Consider the following 21782-nt stretch of genomic DNA (forward strand, 5'->3'; position numbering starts at 1 on the left):
AATTATTAATAATAATGAAGTTGCCTCGTTCTAGAACGAGGCAACTTTTTTTGTTATCTGTAAGTTTTATCCTTTTTAAGTGTTAATATTCTTTTTTAAAAAGAAAAATTACTTTATATTCGTATCAGTTTTAATAAATTTATAATATTATGAAAAAAATTCTATTCTCTTGCCTTTTGGCACTAGGTGTTGGAGTTAATGCCCAACTAGATTTCAGCGAAGATTTTGAAGGCGATGCTACCGGTATGATCCAGTTTGGTGGTGGTGGTTTCAATACAGTGAACTACTGTAGTGCTACAACTTCAGGATCTTTAACTTACAGCGCAACAGTTACACAAACAGGATGGCTGGCAAATCTTTTGGAAAAAGGGGACTTAACAGGACAAAGTAACAATGGCCAAAAACTTGACATTACTTTTAGTTATAAAAAAGCAGCTAACCTTACAGGGACACTTTATGCAGCTTATGCTGTGTTAGATGATGTATCCAACCTATGGTCAATTGTGACATTAGGAACTGGTGTTCCGTTGACTGCTACTGCTGTTACAACTTGCGGCACTGTGACAGGCTCAATTCCTGCTGGAACATTTGACCCTAACAAAACTTACGCAGTGGGAACTTGGATGGCTAAAACCGGAACCGGTGTAGGAGCACTTTACGTGGATGACCTTATCATTAAACAAGCGCCTGCAACTGCAGTACCAGCTTGTGCTACATTTACTTCTCCAACAAGCGGAGCTAGTGTACCAGGAGGTACTTATGGACTTGCTTGGACAACTTCTCCTACCGCGAGCTCTTACAAGATCACTATTGGAACTACACCTGGAGCTTCAGATGTAGTGAATGCAACTGTTTACGGAAATACCTTGAACGTAGCACTTCCAACAAATTCAACTTATTATGCTAAAGTAACAGCTACAAATACTGTAGGTGATGCTACAGGATGTCAAGAGATCACATTCACAACAAACAGCAACGTTGGACACTGTGGCCCTATCACTTCTACTGCACCGTCAGTAATTGCACCAATCAGATCAGTTACTTTTGCTGGTGTTACAAATACTTCTGATCCTACACCTGCAGGACTTGGCGCTTTCCCTGTACATCAGGATTTCAAAAATATTGAGTTCCCAGTGAAAAATGATGTTACTACATTACCATTATCTATCATTGGTAGTAATAACGCAACTGCAGCAAATGGATGGGGTATGTCCGTATTCATTGACTGGAATAACGATGGTGATTTCAATGATGCTGGAGAGGCTTACTTCAATACTTTTGAAACAAAAGTTAGCACATCTGGAATTCCAACTACAGTTCCACTTACAGGAAACATCACAATTCCAGCAGGTACTGCTCTAGGTAAGAGAACAATGAGAATCAAGTACAACTTCCAAAGTACCGCTGCTCAAGACATCAATCCTGCATTGGCCGATGGTTGTGCTAACATGACAAATGGTCAGGTAGAAGATTACACAATTGATTACCAAGATGCTCTTGCAGTTTCTGATGTAACTAAAGCTGGTATCTCTGTATATCCAAATCCATTCTCTGATGTTCTTAGAATATCTGATGTAAAAGGTGTTAAATCTGTATCTGTTAATGATATCTCTGGAAGACAAGTTAAAACACTTGCTCCTTCTGCAGAACTTAACCTTTCTACCTTGAAATCTGGATTGTACATCGTTAACCTTCAAATGGAAGACGGAAGCGTAAAATCTTTCAAAGCAATCAAAAAATAATTCTTTAGAATTAGATTAATATTTAAGTCCCTCTCGTCAATAGACGGGAGGGACTTTTTTTATCTTATCTCAGTCAATCATTCAATTCCAGATCTCATCTTACTCAACCGCAGCCTTTTTCTATCAGCTAATAACGAACCCTTTTTTCTGGATCGAGATAAAATACCTTAAGAAACATTTCATAGCCATACAAATGCAAACTTATCATAACGAGACTTCAAAATCCAAAACAATATGATTTTTTATTAATGAAATTTGATTTATTAAACATTAAAACTTAAAAGTATACAAGATTTTGTTTTCTTCAAGAATTGCATCTAACAAACAATTCGGAATATCAAACAAAAAAAGTCCCGCGAAATTCACGGGACTTTAATTTTATAATTTATAGTTGATTACCAGATCTTCACTCTCTCTTCTGGTTTTTTGTAAAGCTTGTCGCCTTGTTTCACATCAAACGCTTTATAGAAAGCCTCGGTGTTCACCAATGGTCCAAAACTTCTGAAGAAACCTGGAGAGTGTGGATCCGTTTTCACCTGATTGGTCATAAACTTCTCCGTAGAAAGCGTTCTCCAAACGGTTGCCCAGCTTAGGAAGAATCGTTGATCCGGTGAGTAACCATCAATTTTACCTGGATTACCTTTATCTTTAAGATACATCTGAAGGGCGTCATAAGCGATGTTCACACCACCAAGATCGGCGATATTCTCTCCGTTGGTGAAAGTTCCGTTCACGTGAACATCCTTCACTGGCGAATAAGTATCGTACTGAGCTGCAAGACTTTTCGTCGCTTTCTCGAAGTTAGCTTTATCCTCTGCGGTCCACCAGTCTGTCAAGTTACCATCGCCGTCGAACTGTGCACCACTGTCATCAAAACCGTGCGTCATCTCGTGACCGATCACCGCTCCAATTCCTCCAAAGTTGACCGCTGCATCAGCATCAGCATTGAAGAAAGGCGGCTGAAGGATCGCGGCAGGGAAAACGATCTCGTTGTTCACCGGATTGTAGTATGCGTTCACAGTTTGTGGCGACATTCCCCACTCTTTCTTGTCCACTGGTTTTCCAATTTTTTCTAATTCCTTAGCATAATGCCAGCTAGACACGTTTTGAAGATTTCCATAAAGTGTTCCACCATCTTTTTCAGACTTCAAAGTCAATTTGGAATAATCTTTCCACGTATCAGGATAAGCGATCTTTACAGTGAATTTATTCAATTTTTCCAAGGCTTTGGTCTTGGTCACAGAAGACATCCAAGTCAAGCCATTGATATGAACAGCGAAACTCTTCTTAAGATAATCGACGTAGGTCAACATCTGCGCTTTAGCTTCCGGCGTGAAATATTTCTCAACATAAACCTTTCCGAAAGCTTCTCCCACAACACCATTGATCAAGCCAAGCGCTCTTTTGTTCATCGCTCTCTGCTCTTGCTGGCCTTGTAGATATTTGCTGTAGAAATCAAACTTCATCGTATCCAACTTCTGGTTCAGGTAACCTGCGCTTCCAGAAACCAAATTGAATTTAAGATAATCTTTGATCAAAGGAATGTTTTTCTCTGTCAAGAATGTATCAAGATTTTTATAGTAGCCAAGCTCTCCAATGATCACTTTGTCGGTTTTCACACCTACCTCAGCCAAATATTTTGGAAGGTCGATGTTTTTCACCAATGATTTTAGTTCCGGCAAAGTTTTAGGATTGTACTGTAAAGTTGCGTCACGCACCTGCTCGTTGGTCAGCAAGGTCTTAGCAATTTTCTTTTCGAAATCAACGATCTGACCAGCTACAGCAGCAGAATTTTTGTATCCGATCTCAGTAAGGACCTGAGCTACATATTTTTTGTACTCCTCGATGGTTTCGGTATTCTTCGGAGAATCTTTTTGGTAATAGTCTCTACCAAGCCCAAGAGAAGCATCGCCTAAATAAACAGCGTTCATCTTAGAATCTTTAAGGTCACCATCCACACCCCACTCGTAGAAAGAGTTGTCGCCTCTTTTCGTGGCATCGATCAGATATTTTTGAAGATCAGAAAGATTCTTGATCCCATCGATCTTCGCAAGATCAGCCTTGATCGGGTTCAGACCATCAGCATTACGCTTGTTCATATCCATATAAGTCTGGTAAAGCGCTTGGATCTTCTGACCTTCGGAACCATTTTCGAATTTTTCCTTTAGGATATTGTCCAAAAGTCCAAGAGAATTATTATCTGTCGTCTCTCTCAATTGTGTGAAAGATCCCCAACTTGGCTTGTCTGCAGGGATCTTGGCAGTCTTCATCCAAGTTCCGTTGACATAGTTGTAAAAATCATCTTGCGGACGAACAGTAGTGTCCATATAGGTCAATTCCAAAGCGTTTTGCTTGGATTGGGCAGAAACGGTGCTTACCAAAGAAGCTATCATTAATGCTGTAAGTGAGATCTTTTTCATTTCTTGATAAAAATATTTGTTCTATAAGTAGTTTTAAAGCAGAATTTGTTACAAATTAACCTCCTAAATTTCGAAAAACTAAAATTAAGACTTATTACCCAAAATACTTCTATAACTGATTAATAATTAAAGTATTAATGAAATAATTAACAACAACACATGTAATACTCGAATTAATTGACCTATGATATAGGATTTTAGTTGACAGAATGATATTTTTACACCTCAAATTCAAAACAATTATTACACAAATGCATCATAATTTATTATTGATATTAGCCTTATTATTCTCAGTTTTTATGATGGTAATGGTGGCCCGGAAAATGAAGATTGCTTATCCCATATTCTTGGTCATCGCCGGACTGGCCATCAGCTTGCTCCCCGGTATTCCCGAAATAGAACTGGATCCGGAATTAGTCTTTCTAATTTTCCTTCCACCTCTGTTATATGAAGCTGCTTGGTACACCTCGTGGAACGACTTCTGGAAATGGAAAAGACCAATATCTCTTTTGGCTTTCGGTTTGGTTTTCGCGACGTCTGTCATTGTGGCTTACCTTTCTCAGGCGATGATCCCAGGTTTCACGTTGGCTTTAGGATTTTTGCTAGGCGGAATTATTTCGCCACCGGATGCCGTAGCTGCCACTTCTGTTTTGAAAGGATTACCAATTCCGAAAAGAATTGTGAGCATTTTGGAAGGCGAAAGTTTGGTAAATGATGCGTCATCTTTGATTGTCTTCCGCTTTGCCTTAGCTGCGATTTTAACTGGCAGTTTCTCTATGCACGTTGCAGTGGGTCAGTTTTTTTTAGTGGCTGGAATGGGAATAGTCTGCGGACTAGCTGGTGGTGGGATTATGTATTTGATCCATCGTTTTCTCCCGACGACCTCAGCAATTGATGCGGCATTAACGATTATGACGCCGTACATCTTATATCTTGGTGCAGAGCAGTTTCATTTTTCTGGTGTGATGGCTGTGGTGACTGGTGGACTTTTCATCTCTTACAGATCGCACGAGATCTTCAAAAACGGTAATACGAGACTTAATATGCTTGGCGTTTGGACAACCGTTATCTTTGTGATGAATGCAATGGTTTTCATATTAATTGGACTGTCGTTGCCATCTATCATTAACGGTTTAGAAGAAGCGTCATTAATACAAGGGATTAAATATGGTGTGGTCATCAGTATTGTCGCTATCGCAATTCGGTTTTTGTGGATCTATCCGGCCGCATTTGTTCCAAGATGGCTTTTCAAATCTGTAAGAAAGGAACAAAATCCCGGTTGGAAAGGACCGCTCGTCATTGGCTGGGCGGGAATGCGTGGTGTGGTTTCATTGGCAACGGCACTTTCAATTCCTTACCTTTTGCCGGATGGCTCTCCTTTTCCTCATCGTAATTTGATTTTATTAATAACATTTGTTGTCATCTTTATAACTCTGGTTGTGCAAGGATTGTCTTTGCCATTCCTCGTTAAGAAACTTGACATGCCTGCAATGGATGTTGTACTGCCACAAGAACAACAGGAAGCACAGATCCAAATCAGACTTAATAGATTGGCATTGAGTCACATTAATAATAATTACAGCGAAGCATTAGAGAAAAGCAATCTCCTGAAAAACTACAGAATGCAGATCTCGTTGGAAACAGAAAACACAGAGAATCAACTGGACCTGATGGAGTGCAATAACTGTACAACCCAAGAGATCGATAATTTTGAAACAATACTGAAAGAAATCTATGACAAACAAAGAGTGGAGATCTTCCAAATGAGAAAAGAAAAATATTATGAAGACGAGGAAATCAGAAAAGCCGAGCTACAATTGGACCTCAACGATTTGAGGATTAATCCGGATTTCCATTCATAAAATAACATCAAAAAACTCTTCCCGAATTAGGAAGAGTTTTTAAATTATTGTTGTACAGTTTACAAAAAATACACTTATTTCAAATTCATATAATGCGCCACTTTTTCTTCTAAATCCTCAAGATTAAAAGGTTTTGCAACAAAATCATCTGCCTGTGCACTTGCTGCCAATGCTGCAATATCATTGTTCGCTGTCACGTAGATCACAGGAATATTTTTAAATTCTTCGTTACTCTTTAATAATTTCGTTGCTTCTACGCCGCCGATATTCGGGATCCAATTGTCCATCAAGATCACATCTGGGCGAAACTTCGCCACTTTTTCTATGATGTCGTGTGAGGTCTCGGAGATCTCTACCTTGTAGCCATTTTCTTCAAAAATGATACTGATGACCTCGAGAATGCTTGCATCGTCGTCAAAAATTAAAATCTTATTCATTGTCTATATAGTTAGTTATTTTAATTGGTTAATATGCTTCGCCAGATCATCTGGTTTCACGATGAGATCATACTCCACATTTTCGACCGCCTGTCTTGGCATATAATCTACGTCTGCGGTTTCCGGATCCTGAATCCAGACCTTGCCATTATTTCTTTTGATATATTTCAACCCTTCCACGCCATCCGAATTGGCGCCTGACAACAGCACACCTACAACACTTTGTCCGAAGATCTCGGCAGCCGATCTGAAAGTGACATCGATTGACGGTCGCGAATAATTCATTTTTTCTGAGCCATCCAGAGAAACCGTATTTTTATCCTCAAACAAAAGATGATAGTCCGATGGCACTATGTAGATCTTATTATTCTTGATCTCAGTTTTGTCCTCGATTTCCAGCACATCTATCAAAGAGAATTGTTGCAACAACCTCGGAAGAATACTTTCTGCCTGAGCCTTGCGATGCAGGATCAAAACAATGGGAAAGTTGAGATCGCCATTCAGATTTTTGACCATTGTCAGGATCACCTGCAGACTGCCTGCAGATCCGCCGATGACCACTAAATCCGTTATGAGACCTTTCGTTTCCATCTCTTAATTCTGATCTACTTTTTTCCAGATCTTCTGATCATCGATCTGATGGTAAAACTTACCCAAATTTGAAAACCTCAAAGTTTCCTTGGAGCCTAAAGCCAAGTAGCCAAAATTCTCCAGACTTGCATCAAAAAGGGTGAAGACACGCTCCTGCAATTCCTTATCAAAATAGATCAAAACATTTCGGCAAATGATCAACTGAAAACTATTGAATGAACTGTCTGATACCAAATTGTGCGTAGATAAAATGAGTTTTTCCTGAAGTGCTTTATCAAATCTGGCACTGTCGTAGTTGGCAGTGTAATAATCAGAGAAATCTCTTTTACCACCCGAAAGCATATAATTCTCCGAATAGGTTTTCATATGATGCATCGGGAAAACGCCAGATCGCGCACTTTCCAACACAGATGGATTGATATCTGTTCCGTAAATCAAACATTTATGATAAAGTCCAGCTTCCTTCAGCAAAATAGCTATTGAATAAGCTTCCTCGCCTGTGGAACAACCAGCAACCCAAATCCTGATCAAAGGAAAAGTACCTAACTGAGGCAGGATCTTCTCTCTAAGTGATTTAAAAAAAATGGGGTCACGAAACATCTCTGTCACATTGACCGTGATCTCTTCTATAAAATGTTTGAAATAGTCACCGTCGTTCAAAACCTGATAGCGCAGTTCTGCATAGCTCGTAAATCTATCTATCATACATATCCGATTGACCCTTCTGGTGAAAGAAGCGCGGCTGTACAGCGAAAAATCATAACCGTAAGATTCATAGATATCTTTGATCAGATGTTCTATTTCGTTATCTTTTACGATACTTGGTTCCAGCATTAGCAATGTTTTTCTATAGCCGTCAATAACAGATCAACGTCTATGGGTTTCTTTATATAATCTTGTGCGCCTGCCTCGAGACACTTTTCGCGGTCGTCGTCCATTGCCTGTGCTGTGACTGCAATGATTGGCGTTTCGCTGATCTCAGGTGTATTCCTAATAATTTTGATGGCCTCATATCCATCTATTTCCGGCATCATCATATCCATCAATACGACACAGAAATCTTTATCTTCTTTTAGAATTCGGATTGCTTCGTCTGCCATCATACAACTCTCGAGTTGGTATTTTCGGGCTTTCAAGGTTAATCTCAGGGCAAAAATATTGTTGGGATCGTCATCCACAATTAAAATTTTCTTACTCATAAAAAATTCAAACAGTTTTTAATTCTCATATAACCAAACACGTAGCAAAGATAGCAATTGATCGATATCCACAGGTTTGGTAATGTAATCCGATGCACCAGCCTGAAGACATTTATCCCGATCACCAATCATCGATTTTGCAGTCACTGCAATGATCGGCAACCTCTTGAAGCTCGGCATTTTTCTGATTTCCTGGATTGTTTCGTAGCCATCCATCTCCGGCATCATCATATCCATCAAAACGACGTCGATATCAGGATTAAGTTTGATCTGATCCAAGGCCTGCTTACCATCCATCGCCAAAACCACTTCTACTTTGTATTTTTCCAGCGCTTTGGAAAGTGAAAATATATTGCGAACGTCGTCATCTGTGATCAGGATCTTCTTCCCACTCAGGACTTCCGTCAATGATCCCAGAGTTTTGTTTCTGATGGTCTCGACAGAACTATTTTTCTCCTCCACCAAATGTAGGAACAAACCGACCTCATCTAAGATCCTTTGGTAAGAATGTGCAGTTTTCACCACTATAGAATCTGCGTACTGTTTGATCTTCAGTTCTTCTGATTTGGATAAATTGCGCTCTGTAAAAATAATGATGGGTAGGTTTTCCAGACCTTCGTAGGTCTTTATCGATTCGATGATCTGATAACCATTTCCTCTGGCTGGTCCAATATCCAAGATTACACAATCAACCTCGTTGGAGGTCAAAGCTCTCACACTATCTTCTAAATTATCTTCGACAGACAGTGAAATATTAAAGTTGCTCAGGAAATATGATAAGGCATTTGCGTGTCTTGCATTTTCCTCCACGATCAAAACTTTCTGCGGTGACCGCTTCAGTGCATCTTCGATCTTGGCAAAAACCTCCGACATCTGTTCCATCGCGACAGGTTTATTAATGAAATCGATCGCGCCTTTCATCAAACTTTGTTGTCTTACGTGCAAAGAAGACATCATATGGACAGGAATTGGTTTGGTTTGAGGATTGGCCTTCAGCTCGTCCATCACTTGCCAACCATCTTTCACAGGAAGCTGAACATCCAACAAAATTGCAGCTGGACGATATCTCAAAGCTGCAGAAATCGCGTGATCACCTCTCACAGCTACAATGCCCTTATAGTCCTGACGTCTTGCATATTTCAATAACGCTTTGGCAAAATTGGTGTCATCTTCTACGATCAATATGACTTTATCATCTTCCTTAATATTGTCCCGATCATCAGCAACATCTTCCGGAATTTGCAGATCATTGATCGGTGTAGAAATCCCGTATTCGTTGTAATCGATGATGTTTTTCACTTCCTCTACATCTTCCTGACGGATGACCTGATCGGTGATTTGGTCCTTTTGAACTTTGTTGATCTTCGTTTTTTCGTTTTTTGGAATGATGAGACTAAACTCGCTACCTTCATTCACTTCACTTTCCAGAACCAATTCGCCTCCAAGTAATTTGGCGATCTCTCGGCTGATAGAAAGTCCCAATCCTGTTCCTCCGAATTTCCTTTGTGTCGATCCATCGGCTTGTTGGAAGGCTTCGAAGATCACCATTTGCTTCTCCTGTGGAATTCCAATTCCGGTATCTTTTACGGAGAAGATGATGAGGTCTTCATTCTTCGGATCTTGTTTAATACTCAATTCAACGCTACCTTCTTTTGTAAATTTCATCGCGTTGGAAAGAAGATTCCTCAACACCTGATCCAGACGCAAACGGTCTGTCTCGATTGTTTTTGCGAGATCATTTTCAATGTTGATATTAAATTCGATGCCTTTGTTTTGTGCTATTGGTCCCATTAGATTTTTAAGGTCTCTCAAGACATTATCCAAAGCAACTTCCTCATATTCGAGAGACATTTTTCCGGATTCTATTTTCGCCAGATCTAATATTTCGTCAATTAAGGTCAATAAGCTTGTTCCTGAACTTTGGATCACTTTTGCAGATTCAATTTGGTCTTCGTTTAGATTGTCATCAGAATTTTCTGCCATCAACCTGGACAAAAGTAGAATGGAGTTTAGCGGTGTTCTCAACTCGTGCGACATATTCGCCAGGAACTCAGATTTGTATTTGGTGCTTAATTCAAGTTCTTCCGCTTTCTTCTGAATTTCTGAATTTCGTTCAGCGATCAGGTGATTTTTTTCTTCCAACAATTTGGACCGTTCTTCCAATTCTGTATTGGTCTGCATCAGTTCTTCCTGCTGCACTTTCAGTTCTTCTTCGGAGGCCTGAAGTTTTTGCGTCTGTGCTTCCAATTCTGTATTCAGATTTTCCAGTTCGGAATGCTGCACTTGCAACTCCTCAGATTGTGCTTGGGTTTCTTCTAGCAAACGCTGCTCTTTCTCGCGGCCTTTTGCAGCATTGAGTGCGATGGCGATATTTCGGCTACTTTCAGCAAAATACTCGATCTGTTCTTGTTCAAAGTTTGAATTAGAGCTTAGTTCCAGAATTCCGATACTGTCGTTATTCAAAATGATCGGGATCAAAGCGATTCCATTGATTTTGACTTTTCCGGTTGCGAAGGTTACAGCGAAATCATTTTCATCAAGGTCATTATAAACCTTTGGTGTTTTTTGAACAAAAGCCTGACCGACCATTCCTTCTCCTGGATCAAAGGTCTGCTTCATATTATTCTCCAATCCGAATGCTGTGGTAAGCCTTAAAACACCTTCTTCGAACAGATAAACGGCTCCATTGGTACAATTTCCGTACTCGATCAATTGGTTTAAGGAATCTATTGTTACTTGGCTTACAGACTTATTCCCGACCAACGATTCATTGATCAAAGCCAAACCTTTCTGATGCCAATCGCTCTGGTTGATCTTGTCAAATGCTTCCTTCAAGGAATCTGTCATATGATTCAAAGACTCAACGAGGTCGCCCAAGTCACCATCAAAATCATCAGTTAATCTTTGAGTATAATCACCATTCGAAACTCGGTTTGCCACCTGTTGAATGACACTGACACGTCTGGAAATCTCCAGGTCTTTTGCCTTGAGTTCCTTCTCAAGTTTTTCTCTCCTCAATAGATCGTTGCGGAGTTTGATATAGAAAAACACGGTAACAGCAATGGCTGCCAGTGCAGAAAATAGGATGAATAAAACGGTTGTATTGGATGAACTGTCGAGATCCTTGTTCTTTTGCGCCAACTGTGCCTCTTCGAACTGTACGAAATTATGGACAAGAATTCTGCATTTGTCCATATACACCTTGCTCAGCATCATTTGATCCTGGGTCATCGCGATGCCGTTGCGCTTGTTCTGGACAAATTGTTTCAGATTGCTCATATTGCCATCCACATTCTGCTCCAGACTTTTCAGGCGTTCAAGCTGTTCTTTGTTATCAATATCAAATGACTTGGCCAGCTCTATCGCTTTAGAATATTCTTTGATACTGCGGTTGTAAGGCTCCAAGAAGCCTTCTTTTCCAGTGAGTTGAAATCCTCTGTTCCCTGTTTCGGCATCCAAAAGCGCGATCAAAACATCCTTCACAGCGGTCATAGACTTTCTGCTTTTGGAAACGTTTTCGCGATGCTGCATTTGTTTTTGGATGCTCCAATACGATGCAATTGAACTCGCAATTAATATAAATAAAGAAAATCCAATCCCAACTTGTAGATTTCTGATAACTTTTCTCGGCATAAAATTAATTTAATGGTAATGTGAAATAAAATGTAGAACCTTCCTCTACCACACTGGATAATCCAATTGTTCCATCGTGCTGCTTGATGATCTCCGAACAGATGTAAAGACCAATTCCCATTCCCTGGAATTGCAGGGAAGACTCTTCCACACGGTAAAATTTCTTAAAAACAGCATCCTGTTTGAAATCTGGAATGCCGATCCCGAAGTCTGTCACGCTGACTCTCACTTGCGTCTCATCTACAAACGTTGTGACAATCACCTGGTTGTTTTCTGGCGAATATTTGATAGCATTGGTCAAAAAATTAATTAAAACCTGCTCAATTCTTATCTCATCAAAAGGAATTTCGATGTCTGGAATGAAACCGTGTCTGCTAATTTTGACTTTATCATCGTGTGTCTGGATGATCGTATCAATTGCATTATTGATCACATTCTCCAGATTGCCTCGTTTTTTATTGATCTTCAGTTTTCCGTTATCGATCTTGGATACATCCAAAAGATCGGTAATCAGGGTATTAAGTTTTTCAACTTGGGACAAAGCCTTTGTCACATAGCTGGCCTCCGCATTTTCTTCATTGGTTCTAAGTTTACGTTCCAACAGCTGCATATAAGCCTTGATACTTGTCAGCGGTGTCTTCAGCTCGTGGCTGGCGATACTTAGGAATTCATCTTTTTCTTTTTCAACTTTCTTTTGGTCGTCGATATCCGTGAAAGTTCCCACCCAGTTTTTAATAGATTTTCCATCGAAAACCGGTGACATTCTCAATAGATGATATCGGAATTCTCCTGTTTTAATATTCTTGATCCTGATCTCTAATTGTAAAGCCCTTTTATTCTTTCTGCAACGTTCAAATTCCATCAGAATGCTGTGATCGTCTTGATGCGCAACGGGAAATACTTTTTCGGAAACCGAATATTCGTACCATTTGCTGTTTACAAAAGTCACTGCGCCGTCTGCATCCAAAGTGAAGGCGATCTGTGGCAACGCTTCCAACATCAGGTGGAAGTGGTCGATCTCAGATCGCATGGTCACTTGGGCTTCCCTTCTGCCTTGCACTTCCAACTCAAGACTTTGCTGGCTTCTGCGCATTGCAATATTATTCTCCTGAAGATTGTAGAATGTTTTTACCTTGAGTAAAAGGATTTCCGGATCAATTGGTTTGGTCACGTAATCGATACCTCCAGATTCGTATCCACGGGTGATAAATTGTTTTTCTGTGTTGACGGCTGATAAAAATATGATGGGAATATCCTTGGTCTTGCTGTATCCGGCAAAAGATTCCGCCACTTCGAAGCCATCCATTCCTGGCATCTGGACATCCAAAATAATCAACGCGTAATTATTTTTGAGTGCTTTGACCAACGCCTGTTCGCCAGATTCCGCCGTATCTACCTGAAAATCTTTCGACTCCAGTAATTTTTTTAATGAATAAATATTGTTCTGATTATCATCGACAATTAAAATCATAATATATATTTGGTCTAATACCTGGTTTACATTCCTTAATTTCAAAAATACTCACATATTTTCAAAAAGCACGCCATTATCACAAGTATATTTAGGAAATAAATCATTTGAATAAAATTTTGATTATTCATAATATATTATTATTTAATTATTATGAATCCTTTCACTGAATTGATATTGATATAAAAATAAAACACGTGAAAATAAAATTATAAATAATACAGTACTACCTAGTAAAACTTCACCAAGTTTCTAAATCAGCAATTTAGATTTCCCTACACATTGTATCATATAAAAAATTCCAAATCAAGATAAAAAATCACATTACTTCATATTAACAATAAAATATTTTTTCACTAATTTTAACACTTTAATAAAATCTTTCTACATAAACTTAATGTAGATTTTTATATTAAATATAATAACCAAAATTAATATCAAGCCATTTAAAATAGGTAGACAAATCTAGATATAAAATAAAATACCATCTTCTAACTAAAATATCAATAATTGTCAACCTAAGTTAAATTGAATTCAAAAAAATGAAAAAGAAATACATTTTTATAATGCTCATTATTAATTCCTATGCGTTTGCACAAGTTGGAATTAATAATGATTCTCCAAAAAGTACATTGGATATCACCGCAGCACGCCCAACTGGCACTTTAAATCCAGAAATCAAAGACGGTATTATCATCCCTAATATTGATAGAGCCAGAGCACAAGCCATAGGAAACAACAGCGCACCAGCTACCACACATTCGACTTTGATATACGTCAACAGTATTGCAACCGGAGCATCTGCACAATCTGCAATAAACATTGGTTCAACTGGATTTTATTATTTTGACACCACAGAACTTCCCGCACCTGGCGTTTGGATGCCTATCAAATCCTCTGTAAATCTTGATATTTATGGTGCTCAACTCAGAATACCACCACATAATCAATTTATAGGTGATTTTATAAACCATACCAACGCAAGCTATGACAGTGATAATTGGTTTGTCATCTCAAAAAATTCTACCGTCTCCGCCAGCAACCAGCCCGCAAAGATGATTATTGTTTATGAATTCCAGGGCAATCCGTTCAATTTGACCAATCTTTATCCTCAGTTGACGGCAGGGAACAACTCAAGTTTACCAGACGCTTATGTTGCGAATGTGATATCGATTACCAACAATGGAACTTCCGGAAGGACCAGATTAACTGTAGCTGTTGTGCGTATTGATAACTTTGTAAACAGCTGGGCAGGTACATTCCTTCTGAACGTACTTCTAAGCCGAAGATTAAATTAGAAAATATAAGATCTGAAAATAAAAAACCTTAAGCAAATTGCTTAAGGTTTTTTTTGATGAATAATGAAAATCATCTGCGATCCGGACGGGACTCGAACCCGCGACCTCCGCCGTGACAGGGCGGCATTCTAACCAGCTGAACTACCGGATCAATTTTTTGAAAAGTAATTGATAAAACTTTATGCGATCCGGACGGGACTCGAACCCGCGACCTCCGCCGTGACAGGGCGGCATTCTAACCAGCTGAACTACCGGATCTCTTGCCCAATAAACTAAGAAAACTATCGTCGTTTATTGTGGTTGCAAAAATACAACAATAATCTAATCCTGCAAATTAATTTCAAAAAAAAACACCTTCCACAGGGAAAGGTGTTCATTTTCAATTATATTAATTTCTTATAAGAAGGCATTCAGCTTCTCAGCGATCACCTCTTTTGGTGCAACACCTACGATTTTATCTACCACTTCTCCGTTTTTAAAGATTAAAACTGTAGGAATATTTCTAATTCCGTAATCTACAGAGATCTGCTGATTGTTATCAACATCTACTTTTCCTACTAGAGCTCTACCTTCAAAGTCATTTGCTACCTCTTCGATGATCGGGCCAAGCATTCTACAAGGTCCACACCAAGCTGCCCAAAAGTCAACTAAAACTGGTTTATCTGAATTTAATACTGTTTCCTGAAAGGACTGATCTGTGATTTCTACTGCCATGATTTCTTTTTCTTTGTTAATTTGTAATACAAAATTACAAAATTTATATTCTATTTTTTCTGTTGATTATCTATGTAAACTATCGGCTTTTTCTATAACGAACTGGTTGCCTATTTCCTCCAAAGCTGCCACCAAAGCATCAATATCCGATTTTTTAGTATAATGACTGAAGGAGACTCTTAATGGTGTTTTATTATCCAGATCGTCTTCTGACAACACGGACATTAAAACCATTGACGGTTTGGAAGCTCCGGAACTGCAAGCACTTCCTTGAGAAATAGCAATACCTTTCATATCTAATTGTAAACCAATTAAAGGATTTTTGTATGGAAGCAAAACATTAAGAACCGTGTAGAGACTTTCATCGCCTGCACTTCGGCCATTGAATTTAATTCCGGATATTTTCTCTGTTAATTGTTGGATTGTGTAATGTTTGATGTCGAGAATATGATTTTTATATTCCTCCATTTTATCCTGAGAAATTTCCCAAGCTTTGCCTAAACCTGCAATTCCAGTCACGTTTTCTGTACCAGCCCTCAAACTTCTTTCTTGCGGACCACCAGTGATAATCCCTTTCAACCCTGAAGATTTTCTTACAAATGCAAAGCCAGCGCCCTTTGGACCGTGGAATTTGTGCGCGCTGCAAGACGCAAAATCAACCGGAATTTTAGAAAAATCCAAATCGAGATGCGCCATTGTCTGAACGGTGTCCGAATGGAAAAGTGTATTGTTTTCTTTGCAAAGATGCGCTACTTTTTCGATGTCGAGAAGATTTCCGATCTCGTTGTTGGCGTGCATCAATGTGACCAAGGTTTTCTTGTCTGATGATTTTAACGCTTCTTCTAATTTGTTTAAATCAAAATCGCCGTTGGAATCTGGTCTTAGATAAACCAATTCCACGCCTTTCAATTTTTTCATTTCGAGGCAGGTTTCGGCAACACATTTGTGCTCCAAAGCAGAAGTGATGATTCTTTCCACGCCAAGATAATTGACCGCGGATTTGATGATCATATTGTTGGATTCCGTTCCACAAGAGGTGAAAACGATTTCTCCAGGTGTGACTTTCAAAGAATCTGCGATCTTTCGCCTTACTTCCTCCAAAATGGTTTTGGCCTCCTGTCCCAGACTGTGCGTGGACGACGGATTGCCATAATTGAATCTTAAAACATTCACCATACAGTCTATGACCTCATCGTCGAGAGGCGTAGTTGCAGCATTATCCAGATAAATTCTTTCCATTTTAAATTTAGATTTGAAAGCCGTAAAAGCTCGAAAAATTAAGGTACTAAATTAGTGAAAAAATCGGTAATGCGATTCATTGGCAAACTTAAACATTGGTTTGTCCCCAGAAGTGTCTCCGAAAGCTATAATCTTGTCGAATTTCTTATCGCCAAGTTCTGCTTCTATTCTGCAGACTTTTTCGTCTTTATTACAATTTTTACCGACGAACTTTCCTGTAAAAATATCATCTTTGAACTCTGCTTTTGTAGCCAGCAAAGTCATATCAAATTTTTCCGCAAATGGTTTTACCCAAATATCCAAAGACGCTGAAACGATGTACGATTCTGTATTTTCTCTGTTGATATTATTAATGAAATCCAAAGCATTTTCTCTGAACAAACTTGGATAATTCTCCTCGAAGAACAGTTTTGCTTTTTTCTCGATCTGATATTTGGATTCTCCTTTTAAAATCGATGAAATAAAACTTTTTTTCACAGCTTCTGCGCTGGCCAATTTTAACTTTAATAAAATAAAAAGCGGAACGTGTTTTAGAAATTGAAACGAATATTTGGCAGGATTATAAAACTTCAAAAACAAAAACATCGTGTCTTTGTAAGTGAGCGTTCCATCGAAGTCGAATAGATATAGTTTTTTCATAAATAAAGTTGGAAGATGGAAGATGGAAGATGGATGTAAACTTCAATCATCCAACTTCTAACTTCCATCCTTCTAAAGTTTTAACTTCTTAAAAATAAACTCAGGAATGTTTCTGATAATAAACATTACAATCGCCCAAATTGGCAAAACGTATGCGACGTCTTTTTTATTTTTGAAAGCTTTATAAATTCCTTCGGCTGCTTTTTTTGGACCAGCTGTCAAAGCAGGATTCAATGGTAAGCCTTCTGTCATTTTGGTATCCATAAAACCAGGTTTCACGGTCAACACGTGGACTTTTTTATCAAAAAGATAATTTCTGAGTCCGCTTAAATAAGCCGTCAAAGCTGCCTTTGCAGAACCATAAATGAAATTGCTTTGTCTTCCTCTTTCGCCTGCGACAGATGAGAGCACAATCATAGTTCCGCTTCTTTTGGATTCCATTCTTTTGGCGAAGAAGTTGAGGACAGGAACTAATTTCGCATAATTCACATCAATGATTCTTTCAGTATTTTCATCATCGTAAAGTCCTTCTTCCGTTCCCAGACCAAGATAGCCAGTCGCGCAAAACAGAACATCAGAATTGATATTTTCCAGAGTTTTATAATCGATGTCGTTCATCAGATCCAAAGGAATGATCTCAGAATGCTGAAAAAACTTTACCTGAATATGTCCAGCGAATTTCTCTGTCGTTTCCGGATTGGAACTTAGGAGATAAATGGTCTGAAATTTTTCGCCTTTCGCCAAACATTCTTCTACAAATGCCTGTGCAACTTCGGAATTGGAACCTAATATTATCATAGTAATTAGTTGTCGGTTGTTAGTTGTTAGTTGCTGGTAGAGAATAGATGTCTATCAACCATCAACAAAAACTATCAACCATTATTAATAATTCTTTTATGCTGAAGTGAAACAAACTTCGAGGAATCAACGTTTTGAAGATAATTGGTGAGCGATGAACGACTCATACTGTCTTTGGTCAAATAAATACGTCCACCGAAATTCTCTACAATTGTATCGAGTTGGTCAACCAACTTTCGAAGTCCTTTGTTTACTTTAAAGTCCAAAGCCAAAGTGTAACCTTCGACTGGAAAAGAATTGTAAGCTTGTGGATTATTTTTTCCGAACAACTTTAGAACTGCTAAGAAAGACCCATTTCCACTTTTTGCAATGGTATCTAGAATTTGTCGCATTCCTTCTTTTCCATTTTCTTTCGGGATGACCATTTGATATTGGATAAATCCACTTTTTCCGTAGATCTTGTTCCAATCATTGATGACATCCAATGGATAGAAAAACGTTTCGTAGTCGATGAAATTATTGAGTTGCTTCTTCGTCTGCTTGTTGTAATAAAGGAAATTGAAAATCTTAATACTCAAAGAATTTAAAACGAATCCCGGAAAATAAAAAGGAATCTTCGGCTTTGGTTTCTCTTTCAGCTTCAAAGTTTTCTTTTGAAGGTTAACAGGTAATTCGGCTTTCAAAGCGTGTTCGCCTCTCATCAAAATTGAACGACCTAGATTTTTTCCTTTCTGAAAGCAATCGATCCAGGCGACATTGTAGGTCCAATCTTCACTTTCGTCGAACAATCGGAAAACCTCATCCAGATTTTCAGCTTTGATGCTCTCTTGCTTGATGTAAGCAGATTCTATATTTTTCAGTTTGAATTTGGCTGAGAGAATGATTCCCGTGAGTCCCATTCCGCCGATCGTCGCCCAGAATTTGTCAGCATTTTCTTCGCGTGAGCAAATCAGGACTTCAGAATTTTCGTCTATTAATTTAAATTCAATGACGTATTCTGAAAAGCAACCTTCTGCGTGGTGGTTTTTCCCGTGCACATCGGATGCGATTGCGCCTCCAACGGAAATATATTTGGTTCCAGGCGTCACGTAAAGAAAGTAACCCTGCGGAACAGAAATGTCCAAAACTTCTGACAACAAAACGCCCGCTTCACATTCTATAACGCCATTGAGTCTGTCAAAAGAAATAAATTTATTAAGTCTTTTGGTTGAGAAAATATGCTCGCCAAGGGAAGCATCGCCGTAGCAACGTCCGTTTCCTCTTGCGATGACTTCGTTGTGGTCTTTTACAAATTGTTTGATCTTCGAAACAGAATCTTCCGACTTCATCTCCTTCTCTACCACGGGGAAATTTCCCCAATTGGTTACTTTTTGAATAAAATTCGGTTTCATCTTTTATTAGTTTTAAAAGTCACACTTGATCTCCATAATGTCTTCATCATTGTTTTATGTTTTTAATACTTTTGATTATTCTTTTTTAAAATAGATCTGCAATAGAAAAGCAATGACCCAAAGTATAATGGTCAGCTGAATATATCGGTCCTTATAAACTATCTTGGTTGGTGATTCGGTCTTGTTGTAAACCAATGTCTGCTGCAAATATCTGAGGAACGCGAAGACAACGAAAATCACGGTGTAGAAAACCCTGGGGTGAAATCTGTTCTGAACCTCTGGTGATAAAGTAAACATCAAATAACAAATAATTGCTAACGTACAACTGATGGATAGTGCAATGTCTGCAAACTGAACATTGTAACCATCGAGTGCTTTTCTTGTTTTTCCGGAAATTTGAGCGTTGATTAATTCGCCTCTTCTTTTACCTATTGCTAGTACCAATGCCAAAACGAATGTCAGTAAAATAGCCCAATTAGTAACGATAATACCTGTCACGTAACCACCTGCCAAAACTCTTAAAACAAATCCGACTGCAATGATGCAAATATCAACAATTGCCACTTGCTTTAGTTTGAAAGTGTAGAAAAGATTCATCACAAAGTAGAAGCCGATGATAACGCCGAATTTCCAAAAATTGGTTTGAAAAATGTAATTTCCTGCGAAAATAGAAGCCACTGACAAGATGACCAAGAACGCAAATAAAACCTCCGCACTTCTCTTGGAAACCGCGCCGCTGGCCAAAGGTCTGTTCTTTTTTTCCGGATGTCTTTTATCTGACTCTATATCAAAATAATCATTGATAATATAAATCGAACTCGCTGTGAATGAAAACACTAAAAACGCAAAAATACTTTCGTAAAATAAATGAGAATTTGTAATATTTCCTGAGAAAAATAAGGGCGCAAAAACAAATAAGTTTTTAACCCATTGTTCTACCCGTATTAATTTTAAATAGTTTTTCATCAAATGTTCAATAATGTTACAAAAGTAGCATTAAAATAAAAAAACCGCAAATTGCGGTTTGTTATTTATTTGAAAATGAATGATTATTAATTTGAACCAGCATTTGCTGCATCATTGATCATTTTTTCATTCGCAGTGATTGCAAATTCTACACGTCTGTTTTGTGCTCTACCAGCATCCGTATCGTTAGAAGCTATTGGGCTTGATTTCCCTAGACCTTCTGTGAATAATCTAGAAGATGAAATACCTTGAGCCGTAAAATAGTTTTTCACAGCGGCCGCTCTCTGTCCAGATATTCTCAAGTTCACCGCATCTGTACCAACACTGTCGGTATGTCCATAGATGTTAATGTTTGTATCAGGATTATTTCTAAGAACTGTTACCAATTTATCTAAGTTCGTTTTTGCAAGTGAAGTCAGGTTTGATGAGTTGAAGTCGAAGTTAACTGTATTCTCGTGAAGCGTTACTTTAATGCCTTCTCCTACTCTTTCTACCTCAGCACCTGGTAAAACATCTTTGATCTCTTTGGCTTGTTTGTCCATTTTGTTACCGATAACACCACCAGCAACACCACCTACAACACCACCAAGAACCGCACCCAAAGGCGCATTTCCACCTTTTCCAAGATTGTTTCCTAAGATTCCTCCCAGTACTGCACCAGCAGCTGTACCAATTGCAGCACCTTTTTGTGTATTATTGGCATTTTGCACAGCTTCACAACTTGTGATCAGTAAAGACCCAGAGATCATAAAGGCTGCAATATTTAATTTCGTAAATTTCATTTTAATTTATTTTAAGGTTATTTAGTTCTGATAAAGTTATATCTGATATCCATTGGTTTTCCATCTGCATTCACAGACTGTATCAGAGTAAACGTATTGGCTGTCGGGTTTTCCAACATCAATTTATAACCAGAACCAACTTTTTTAGCTTTTTCGCCTTCTCCAATTTTTTTAATGGAAACAACTCCAGTTTTATCTACACTGAAGGTAATATTCTGAGTTCTATCCGGACAAGCTGAGCTTCCGTGTATTGTGTATGTTCCAGTATAGTTGTTAGGAATGAAAGTCCAAGAACTTCCAACGAAACAACCGATGCTTACACCTTCGTCAAAAGGCTTCACACTGAATTCTTTATTGTAATCTACATTCGAAATATCCCACTGACCTTTAAGTTTCATAACTTCGGAACGTACAGTTTGAGCTTCACCGGCACTTACGCCAGTTTTACTTGCACAAGAAGTAGCCAACAAACCTGCGGATACCATTCCTAAAAATAATAATTGTTTCATAGTTTTAAAATTAATACTAAGTTATCATAAAAAATTATGCCAAAGAACGAAAACCAAAAAATCTGAGAAATTCTCAGATTTTTTGGTTTTG

Annotated in this window: 18 protein-coding genes and 2 tRNA genes; 3 read left to right on the plus strand and 17 right to left on the minus strand. The window is 38.5% G+C overall.

The window, feature by feature from the left end; translation table 11 throughout:
* Window positions 1-149: 149 nt before the first annotated feature.
* Window positions 150-1742, plus strand: a complete 1593-nt coding sequence (locus PQ459_17955) for a T9SS type A sorting domain-containing protein (GenBank protein WDF46770.1) — start codon at window positions 150-152, stop codon at window positions 1740-1742.
* 395 nt (window positions 1743-2137) lie between these two features.
* On the opposite strand, the gene PQ459_17960 is transcribed toward PQ459_17955, so the two are convergent.
* Window positions 2138-4162, minus strand: coding sequence for a M13 family metallopeptidase (locus PQ459_17960; protein ID WDF46771.1), 2025 nt, complete (start codon window positions 4160-4162; stop codon window positions 2138-2140).
* A 251-nt stretch (window positions 4163-4413) separates the two neighbouring features.
* On the opposite strand from PQ459_17960, the gene PQ459_17965 reads away from it, so the two are divergent.
* Entirely contained in the window at window positions 4414-6024 is a 1611-nt protein-coding gene (locus tag PQ459_17965; protein ID WDF46772.1) for a Na+/H+ antiporter, read from the plus strand.
* Window positions 6025-6098: 74 nt separating this feature from the next.
* Here the strand turns inward: PQ459_17965 and PQ459_17970 are convergent, their stop codons facing one another.
* Genes PQ459_17970 through PQ459_17995 form a run of 6 tightly spaced genes read right to left on the minus strand, consistent with a single transcriptional unit; the run spans window position 6099 to window position 13355 of the window.
* Window positions 6099-6461: a response regulator gene (locus PQ459_17970; protein ID WDF46773.1), complete on the minus strand. Its 363-nt coding sequence runs from the start codon at window positions 6459-6461 to the stop codon at window positions 6099-6101.
* A 15-nt stretch (window positions 6462-6476) separates the two neighbouring features.
* Complete coding sequence (locus tag PQ459_17975) at window positions 6477-7052, minus strand: chemotaxis protein CheB (GenBank protein WDF46774.1); 576 nt, start codon at window positions 7050-7052, stop codon at window positions 6477-6479.
* Between the two features lie 3 nt (window positions 7053-7055).
* A complete protein-coding gene (locus tag PQ459_17980) occupies window positions 7056-7886 on the minus strand; it encodes a protein-glutamate O-methyltransferase CheR (protein ID WDF46775.1) in 831 nt (276 codons plus the stop codon).
* Window positions 7886-8251 carry a response regulator gene (locus PQ459_17985; GenBank protein ID WDF46776.1) on the minus strand — a complete coding sequence of 122 codons (366 nt, stop codon included), beginning with the start codon at window positions 8249-8251 and terminating at the stop codon, window positions 7886-7888. Before PQ459_17985 ends, PQ459_17980 begins: the two co-directional genes overlap by 1 nt.
* 18 nt (window positions 8252-8269) lie before the next feature.
* A complete protein-coding gene (locus tag PQ459_17990) occupies window positions 8270-11884 on the minus strand; it encodes a response regulator (GenBank protein ID WDF46777.1) in 3615 nt (1204 codons plus the stop codon).
* A 4-nt stretch (window positions 11885-11888) separates the two neighbouring features.
* Window positions 11889-13355 (minus strand): response regulator, encoded by a 1467-nt coding sequence (locus tag PQ459_17995; protein WDF46778.1) that lies wholly within the window; start codon window positions 13353-13355, stop codon window positions 11889-11891.
* Between the two features lie 542 nt (window positions 13356-13897).
* On the opposite strand from PQ459_17995, the gene PQ459_18000 reads away from it, so the two are divergent.
* Window positions 13898-14653 carry a hypothetical protein gene (locus PQ459_18000; GenBank protein ID WDF46779.1) on the plus strand — a complete coding sequence of 252 codons (756 nt, stop codon included), beginning with the start codon at window positions 13898-13900 and terminating at the stop codon, window positions 14651-14653.
* A 77-nt stretch (window positions 14654-14730) separates the two neighbouring features.
* Here the strand turns inward: PQ459_18000 and PQ459_18005 are convergent.
* From PQ459_18005 to PQ459_18050, 10 genes are all read right to left on the minus strand, one after another.
* Window positions 14731-14804: transfer RNA gene (locus PQ459_18005), tRNA-Asp, on the minus strand.
* A gap of 33 nt (window positions 14805-14837) precedes the next feature.
* Window positions 14838-14911 (minus strand) — tRNA-Asp (locus tag PQ459_18010).
* A 138-nt stretch (window positions 14912-15049) separates the two neighbouring features.
* Window positions 15050-15367: a thioredoxin gene (gene trxA, locus PQ459_18015; protein ID WDF46780.1), complete on the minus strand. Its 318-nt coding sequence runs from the start codon at window positions 15365-15367 to the stop codon at window positions 15050-15052.
* A 66-nt stretch (window positions 15368-15433) separates the two neighbouring features.
* Window positions 15434-16606 carry a cysteine desulfurase family protein gene (locus PQ459_18020; GenBank protein ID WDF46781.1) on the minus strand — a complete coding sequence of 391 codons (1173 nt, stop codon included), beginning with the start codon at window positions 16604-16606 and terminating at the stop codon, window positions 15434-15436.
* Between the two features lie 51 nt (window positions 16607-16657).
* Window positions 16658-17245: an HAD family hydrolase gene (locus PQ459_18025; protein WDF46782.1), complete on the minus strand. Its 588-nt coding sequence runs from the start codon at window positions 17243-17245 to the stop codon at window positions 16658-16660.
* A gap of 72 nt (window positions 17246-17317) precedes the next feature.
* Window positions 17318-18043 (minus strand): SDR family NAD(P)-dependent oxidoreductase, encoded by a 726-nt coding sequence (locus PQ459_18030; GenBank protein ID WDF46783.1) that lies wholly within the window; start codon window positions 18041-18043, stop codon window positions 17318-17320.
* Between the two features lie 74 nt (window positions 18044-18117).
* Window positions 18118-19434 carry an FAD-binding oxidoreductase gene (locus PQ459_18035; protein ID WDF46784.1) on the minus strand — a complete coding sequence of 439 codons (1317 nt, stop codon included), beginning with the start codon at window positions 19432-19434 and terminating at the stop codon, window positions 18118-18120.
* 75 nt (window positions 19435-19509) lie between these two features.
* Window positions 19510-20400: a decaprenyl-phosphate phosphoribosyltransferase gene (locus PQ459_18040; protein WDF46785.1), complete on the minus strand. Its 891-nt coding sequence runs from the start codon at window positions 20398-20400 to the stop codon at window positions 19510-19512.
* A gap of 86 nt (window positions 20401-20486) precedes the next feature.
* Window positions 20487-21182: an OmpA family protein gene (locus tag PQ459_18045; GenBank protein ID WDF46786.1), complete on the minus strand. Its 696-nt coding sequence runs from the start codon at window positions 21180-21182 to the stop codon at window positions 20487-20489.
* A gap of 17 nt (window positions 21183-21199) precedes the next feature.
* Window positions 21200-21691: a lipocalin family protein gene (locus PQ459_18050; protein ID WDF46787.1), complete on the minus strand. Its 492-nt coding sequence runs from the start codon at window positions 21689-21691 to the stop codon at window positions 21200-21202.
* Window positions 21692-21782: the final 91 nt, after the last annotated feature.

The sequence above is a fragment of the Chryseobacterium sp. KACC 21268 genome, assembly GCA_028736075.1.
In the GTDB taxonomy this organism is placed as follows: domain Bacteria; phylum Bacteroidota; class Bacteroidia; order Flavobacteriales; family Weeksellaceae; genus Epilithonimonas.

Bases quoted from the DNA above. Each gene is read 5' to 3' on its own strand.
- PQ459_17955 (WDF46770.1), top strand. From the start codon at position 150: ATGAAAAAAATTCTATTCTCTTGCCTTTTGGCACTAGGTGTTGGAGTT.
- PQ459_17960 (WDF46771.1), bottom strand. From the start codon at position 4,162: ATGAAAAAGATCTCACTTACAGCATTAATGATAGCTTCTTTGGTAAGC.
- PQ459_17965 (WDF46772.1), top strand. From the start codon at position 4,414: ATGCATCATAATTTATTATTGATATTAGCCTTATTATTCTCAGTTTTT.
- PQ459_17970 (WDF46773.1), bottom strand. From the start codon at position 6,461: ATGAATAAGATTTTAATTTTTGACGACGATGCAAGCATTCTCGAGGTC.
- PQ459_17975 (WDF46774.1), bottom strand. From the start codon at position 7,052: ATGGAAACGAAAGGTCTCATAACGGATTTAGTGGTCATCGGCGGATCT.
- PQ459_17980 (WDF46775.1), bottom strand. From the start codon at position 7,886: ATGCTGGAACCAAGTATCGTAAAAGATAACGAAATAGAACATCTGATC.
- PQ459_17985 (WDF46776.1), bottom strand. From the start codon at position 8,251: ATGAGTAAGAAAATTTTAATTGTGGATGACGATCCCAACAATATTTTT.
- PQ459_17990 (WDF46777.1), bottom strand. From the start codon at position 11,884: ATGCCGAGAAAAGTTATCAGAAATCTACAAGTTGGGATTGGATTTTCT.
- PQ459_17995 (WDF46778.1), bottom strand. From the start codon at position 13,355: ATGATTTTAATTGTCGATGATAATCAGAACAATATTTATTCATTAAAA.
- PQ459_18000 (WDF46779.1), top strand. From the start codon at position 13,898: ATGAAAAAGAAATACATTTTTATAATGCTCATTATTAATTCCTATGCG.
- trxA (WDF46780.1), bottom strand. From the start codon at position 15,367: ATGGCAGTAGAAATCACAGATCAGTCCTTTCAGGAAACAGTATTAAAT.
- PQ459_18020 (WDF46781.1), bottom strand. From the start codon at position 16,606: ATGGAAAGAATTTATCTGGATAATGCTGCAACTACGCCTCTCGACGAT.
- PQ459_18025 (WDF46782.1), bottom strand. From the start codon at position 17,245: ATGAAAAAACTATATCTATTCGACTTCGATGGAACGCTCACTTACAAA.
- PQ459_18030 (WDF46783.1), bottom strand. From the start codon at position 18,043: ATGATAATATTAGGTTCCAATTCCGAAGTTGCACAGGCATTTGTAGAA.
- PQ459_18035 (WDF46784.1), bottom strand. From the start codon at position 19,434: ATGAAACCGAATTTTATTCAAAAAGTAACCAATTGGGGAAATTTCCCC.
- PQ459_18040 (WDF46785.1), bottom strand. From the start codon at position 20,400: ATGAAAAACTATTTAAAATTAATACGGGTAGAACAATGGGTTAAAAAC.
- PQ459_18045 (WDF46786.1), bottom strand. From the start codon at position 21,182: ATGAAATTTACGAAATTAAATATTGCAGCCTTTATGATCTCTGGGTCT.
- PQ459_18050 (WDF46787.1), bottom strand. From the start codon at position 21,691: ATGAAACAATTATTATTTTTAGGAATGGTATCCGCAGGTTTGTTGGCT.